Here is a 4,760-nt window from a genome sequence, read left to right as displayed (position 1 = left end):
CCGCCTTCTCCTGCCTCCTCCCTACGCCGCATACACCACTTCCGACGATAACTCACGAGAGCGGCGTGCGCGCGGCTTCGCATTACCCCGATCTGATGTACTGGGAATACAACTGGCGCAAGGCAGGCGGATCAGCCCGCATGATCGAGATTAGCAAGCGCGAAAACTTCTACCAGCAGGAATATTGCGGCTGCGTCTACTCGCTACGCGACACCAATCGGCATCGCCTGGAAAGCGGCCGGGAACGTATTCAGTTGGGCGTGAAATTCTACGGCGACGACGACTTCGCAATTGAATCTTGAACTCGCTATCTGTATCCAGATAAACAAGCTGAACGGCTTGAGGACACCGTATCGGGCAAAACTCCGATCACGCTGCGTACCGTCCGAGGCATGCCACAGATCGCCGTGGCGTAGGCTTAGGCATGCCCCACAGTTCGTTGCTGGATTCGATTCGAAGCAGGCATGAAAATAGCTAATGGTTACATGAAATCAAATCATTTTTATTCATGAATGGCATGGCATAAAATTCTGAAAATGCAAGAAATAAATGCAGCTTCTACATCAGAATTCAGGTTGCCAGATCAAAATGAGTAAAGATTTTGCGTTCGCTATCAAGAGTATTTGCTTCGACGAAGACTATCGCCCTTCAGACAATACGCGTATCACGACCAACTTTGCTAACCTGGCAAGGGGAACGAGTCGCCAAGAGAACTTGCGTAACACTTTCAGGATGATTGACAATCGTTTCAATGCCCTGGCACATTGGGACAACCCTGAAGGCGATCGTTATACTGTCAAGCTTGAAATCATTTCCGTTGAGATGAATATTGAGGGTGAAAGCAGTGGTAACGCGCTTCCTTTGATCGAAATATTGAAAACGAATATTGTTGATCGGAAGACGGGCGAGCGCATTGAAGGCATTGCAGGGAATAATTTCTCCTCTTACGTGCGAGATTATGACTTTAGCGTGCTATTGCTGGAGCACAACAAGAGCCAGTCGAATTTCAGCACTCCGGAAAATTTTGGAGACCTGCATGGAAAGCTGTTCAAGTGCTTCGTGAATTCAAGCGCTTACAAGGATAATTTCAAGAAGCCGCCCGTCATCTGCCTCAGCGTTTCGAGCAGCAAGACCTATCGTCGGACTGAAAATCAGCATCCTGTATTGGGCGTTGAATACGAGCAGGATGAGTATTCGTTGACTGACGAATATTTCAAAAAAATGGGGCTGAAGGTTCGCTATTTCATGCCTCCGAATAGCGCTGCACCTTTGGCTTTTTATTTTTCCGGCGATTTGCTGGGTGACTACACCAATCTTGAGATTATCGGCACCATCAGCACGATGGATACCTTCCAGAAAATTTACCGGCCCGAGATTTACAATGCGAACTCGGCAGCAGGAAAATCCTATCAGCCTAGTTTGAAGCACGAGGATTTTTCGCTAACCCGAATTGTTTATGATCGAGAAGAACGTAGCCGGCTGGCTATTGAGCAGGGAAGGTTTGTTGAAGAGCAGTTTATCAAACCCTATCAGGCTGTTCTTGAGCAGTGGTCTGCTAACTACGCCCTTTGACTAACCAAAACGCAAGGTCATCTATTGTGAAAAAATTGCTACCCACTTCAACTGCTGGCAGCCTGCCTAAACCCTCATGGCTCGCAGAACCCGAGAAACTTTGGTCACCGTGGAAATTGCAGGATGAGGGGTTGATTGAGGGTAAACAGGATGCCTTGCGTTTATCGCTGCAAGAACAACAACACGCAGGCATCGATATCGTCAGCGATGGCGAACAAACGCGTCAGCATTTTGTGACCACGTTTATCGAGCACCTGGACGGCGTCGATTTCGAGAACCGCAAGACCGTCAGAATTCGTGATCGCTATGATGCAAGCGTACCGACGGTCGTTGGTGCTGTTGCCCGCAGGAAGCCGGTCTTTGTCGAAGATGCCAGGTTCTTGCGTCAGCAAACGAAGCAACCCATCAAATGGGCGCTGCCCGGCCCGATGACGATGATCGATACGCTGTATGACGATCACTATAAAAGCCGCGAAAAGCTGGCCTGGGAATTCGCCAAAATCCTGAATCAGGAAGCCAGGGAGCTGGAAGCGGCCGGGGTCGATATTATTCAGTTTGATGAACCCGCATTCAATGTGTTTTTCGATGAGGTGAACGAGTGGGGCGTTGCCACGCTGGAAAGGGCCATCGAAGGGCTTAAGTGCGAAACGGCTGTCCATATTTGCTATGGCTATGGCATCAAGGCCAATACGGACTGGAAAAAGACGCTGGGGTCGGAGTGGCGGCAGTATGAAGAGGCTTTCCCCAAGCTGCAAAAGTCCAGTATTGGCATGGTCTCGCTGGAATGCCACAACTCTCACGTTCCGATGGAGCTCATCGAGCTTATTCGCGGCAAGAAAGTGATGGTGGGGGCCATTGACGTGGCTAGCAATACCATTGAAACGCCCGAGGAAGTTGCCAATACCCTGCGAAAAGCACTCCAGTTTGTCGATGCCGACAAGCTCTATCCTTGCACCAACTGCGGCATGGCTCCCTTGTCTCGTGCAATAGCGAAAGGCAAGCTGGAAGCCTTGAGTGCAGGCGCGGAAATCGTCCGCGGAGAACTCTCGGTCTGATTTCGGGGCGGAAATGGCCGTCGTGAACGGCTCGCGATGGCCAAACGCGGAGAATCGAGCGGGCGATTGGGTCGGTTTTGACCGATGGCTCGCTTTCAACATTGGCAAAGGCCGATGTCAGCCAGCATTACCGGCCTGCTTCAGGCCTTCCTTGACCCTTTCGAGCTGGATCCAGTTCTAGTCCCTACTATGTCACTCCCTGGTACTGCTATCGAGCCGTTGAGCTTTCGGGAAGCGCTCGGGCACTACGCATCCGGTATCACGGTAATCACATCACACATTGATGGCGAGCCGATTGGCTTCACCTGCCAGTCGTTCTATAGCGTGTCGATGAGCCCTCCGCTGGTGTCATTCAGCGTAATGTCCAGTTCGGCCAGCCTCCCTAAAATTCGCCAGGCAGGTCGATTCGCAGTCAATATCCTGTCAGATGAGCAAGTCAAGATTTCGAACCAGTTTGCTCGGCGAGGCACGGACAAGTGGCACGGAGTCGAATGGCAGGAATCGCCACTGGGTAATCCGATCATTGCCGGCAGCCTTCACTGGCTTGATTGCGAAATTTACGCCGAACATGCCGCAGGTGATCACCTGATCGTGATTGGTGAAGTGAAAGCGTTAAACCTGCAAGAAGCTGCTGCTACGCAGCCATTGCTGTATTTCAAAGGGCAATATCGCAACATCGCCGAGCATGGCGCGGTTTGAGCGCTTACCTCCGCTGAGCGCCCGCGCAATTGTTCTTCTCCTATGTCGCCAGCCTGCTGCTGGCTATCATCGCAGTCGTTGCTCTGCACTATCACCAGGAGGCTGCGGCAACGACGCCCCTCTGATTTACACAGTATCGAGCTGTCTTGAGTTCATTGAAACAGGCGCTGAACGAAGGACGCTTCGTCTGCGTGCTTGAGGTCGTTCCTCAACAGTCCCCTTCGCGCCTGGCCGCGCTCGAGCAAATCGTGCAACGCGGGCATCTGGCAGGCTGGACGTTACTGCTAGCCTTCGCCGATCGTGTCGGCCTGCACTCGGACTTGAGCCCCCTGGAAGGGGCTGGGGCATTGGGAAATCCGGCGTCATCCCTGCTGCACTTTTCAGGCAAGGATCGCGAGCGCGCAGACTTGCTGCTCCAGATGGAGTCCATGAAGGCCCGTGGTCTGGAGCAATTGCTGCTGCTCAGTGGTGATCGCTTGCCAGGCCACGATCCTGGTCAGGCACCCGTGCGCTATCTGGAGTCGGTGCCTGCGCTGCAGATTGCCCGTGAGCATTGTCCGGACTGGCTGTTGGGCGCTGCGTTGAACCCGTTCAAATACCGCGAAGAAGAAGGCGGCGCGCAGTATCTGAAGGCGCAGAAAAAGCTTCTGGCTGGCGCCGATTTCCTTACCCTGCAACTGGGTTTTGATGCCGCCAAGCATATTGAAGCCCAGACCTGGATGCGCGCTCAGGTCCGCAGGAAACCCATGCTGGCCTGTGTGATGAAGCTGACCGACAAGCGGGCGGTGGTTCTGCAGGACGTGCCCGGGGTCGTTATCACCGAATCCATGCGCGAGCTGTTGGGCAGGGAGCAGCAGATATCGCACGCCTACGCCAGCGCACGAAGCCTTGAGCGCCTGGCGCTGCAGATAGTGGGTCTGCAGTTGATGGGCTATGCCGGTGCTCACGTGTCCGGAGTGCATACGCTGGACGAACTGCTTTCGTTGGAGCAGGCGATCACCGGGCAGCGGGACAGAATCACCTCACTGACCGATTGGGCCGATCGATGGCATGCAAGTTGGCAGATGCCCGGGGCGCCCGCAGTATGCTTCGCCCCCGAAATCGGCGCCTGGGAAATGGGGCAATCCGATGTTGCCGCCACCCGCGGGGAGCGCCTGCGACACACGCTGCTCTCTTCGGTGCATGGCCAGTTCTTCAGTCGCACGGGCTGGCTCAGCAGAGCCTTTGGCTGGAGCGTGACGCGGCCGATCTGGAAGGTCGGCGTTGCTGCGAATGCCCTGCACGCTGTCGAACGGACGGTGAAACGGCCGCTGGTCGGCTGTGATACCTGTGGCCGCTGCCGCTTGCAGGACACGCTCTACATTTGCCCCGAGACATGCCCTAAGAGACGGTTTCATAAAGGCTGTTGAGTTCGCTGAAGAGTGTTCCAGCAGA

At 54.2% G+C, this 4,760-nt stretch carries 5 protein-coding genes; all 5 read left to right on the top strand.

Features of this window, described 5'->3' with window-relative positions; genetic code table 11:
• On the top strand, positions 1-302 hold a 302-nt coding region (locus V8683_RS31135; RefSeq protein ID WP_462880742.1), incomplete at its 5' end, for an epoxyqueuosine reductase QueH.
• A 286-nt stretch (positions 303-588) separates the two neighbouring features.
• On the top strand, positions 589-1,572 hold the full coding sequence (locus V8683_RS31130) for a DUF1852 domain-containing protein (RefSeq protein ID WP_411193184.1): 984 nt from the start codon (positions 589-591) through the stop codon (positions 1,570-1,572).
• 26 nt (positions 1,573-1,598) lie between these two features.
• Positions 1,599-2,627, top strand: a complete 1,029-nt coding sequence (locus tag V8683_RS31125; protein ID WP_411193183.1) for a methionine synthase — start codon at positions 1,599-1,601, stop codon at positions 2,625-2,627.
• A 114-nt stretch (positions 2,628-2,741) separates the two neighbouring features.
• Positions 2,742-3,326 (top strand): flavin reductase family protein, encoded by a 585-nt coding sequence (locus V8683_RS31120; RefSeq protein WP_411193182.1) that lies wholly within the window; start codon positions 2,742-2,744, stop codon positions 3,324-3,326.
• Positions 3,327-3,472: 146 nt separating this feature from the next.
• The gene (locus V8683_RS31115) at positions 3,473-4,735 is read left to right on the top strand and encodes a methylenetetrahydrofolate reductase C-terminal domain-containing protein (protein WP_411193181.1); all 1,263 of its coding nucleotides are present in this window, start codon (positions 3,473-3,475) and stop codon (positions 4,733-4,735) included.
• Positions 4,736-4,760: the final 25 nt, after the last annotated feature.

The organism is Paraburkholderia sp. AV2, from assembly GCF_054968425.1.
Note: the sequence above shows the minus strand (reverse complement) of the source record. Positions and strands in the feature narration are given on the sequence as shown.

Bases quoted from the DNA above. Each gene is read 5' to 3' on its own strand.
- V8683_RS31120 (WP_411193182.1), top strand. From the start codon at position 2,742: ATGTCAGCCAGCATTACCGGCCTGCTTCAGGCCTTCCTTGACCCTTTC.
- V8683_RS31130 (WP_411193184.1), top strand. From the start codon at position 589: ATGAGTAAAGATTTTGCGTTCGCTATCAAGAGTATTTGCTTCGACGAA.